This window comes from Candidatus Nanopusillus massiliensis, assembly GCF_920984865.1.
Genome location: NZ_OV100765.1, coordinates 485,252 through 486,189 on the forward strand (window position 1 = coordinate 485,252; position 938 = coordinate 486,189).

At 22.6% G+C, this 938-nt stretch carries 1 protein-coding gene; it reads right to left on the reverse strand.

What is annotated here, in order from left to right:
- Positions 1 to 39: 39 nt before the first annotated feature.
- Complete coding sequence (locus LUA84_RS03410) at positions 40 to 516, reverse strand: GTPase (RefSeq protein ID WP_457913379.1); 477 nt, start codon at positions 514 to 516, stop codon at positions 40 to 42.
- Positions 517 to 938: the final 422 nt, after the last annotated feature.

Here is a 938-nt window from a genome sequence, read left to right on the forward strand (position 1 = left end):
GTTAAAAGAAAAAAGCCTTTATTTTTCCTTTTTGCCAATCTATANNNNAATCTTTGAAACCCTTTTTATCCAATCAGAATCTTTCTTTATATTATATTTTTCCCTTAATTCAGTAAATAAATCTTTTATATTTTCTATATTCATATTATAATATTCTTCAAATGGTTTTTTACCTATCTTTTTATATAAATATAAAACCGCTTTTTCAGGATATTCTAATTTATCTACATCATATGCTCCCAAAATCGCTAATAAATATTTATTTTTTGTTTCAACAATACCTGGAGAATCTATTAAATAATATTTTCTAGATAACCTAATTATTTGTAAATGTTTTGTAAATCCTGGTTTAGGAGAAGTACCAGCACTTCTCCTTCCNACTAATATATTTATTATTGAAGATTTCCCAGTATTTGGATATACGAATACATCAATATATGCCTTTTCATATTTTCTTCCAACTTTTTTTATTGCTTCTCTTAATTTTCTACTTCCTTTTCTATATATTGCCGACATATATACTGTTATATATTCTTTACTAAATTCTTCCACCACTTTTTTTAGAAAATCTGCCTTACTAAATCAGATTTATTTAAAACTAATATTAGGTCCTTATTTTTATTTTTTATATATTTTTCTATATATTTTATTCTACATAATGTTGGAAACCTGGCATCCAATATTTCAAGCAATATATTAGATTTATTTATTTATTCTTTTATCTTAGTATGCCTATAATATAAAATATTTTAGAAACATAAAATAAAATATTTTTTTAAAAATTGTTAATATAAATTTATAAATTAATTTTAACAATATTAATATATGGCAGCTAGAAGAAGAAAAACACTAAAAGAGCTTTTATTGGAATTATTAAAAACCCCAAAAACCGTTGATGAAGTAATAAAAGCTGTAAAATCTAAAAGACCAAGGACAAG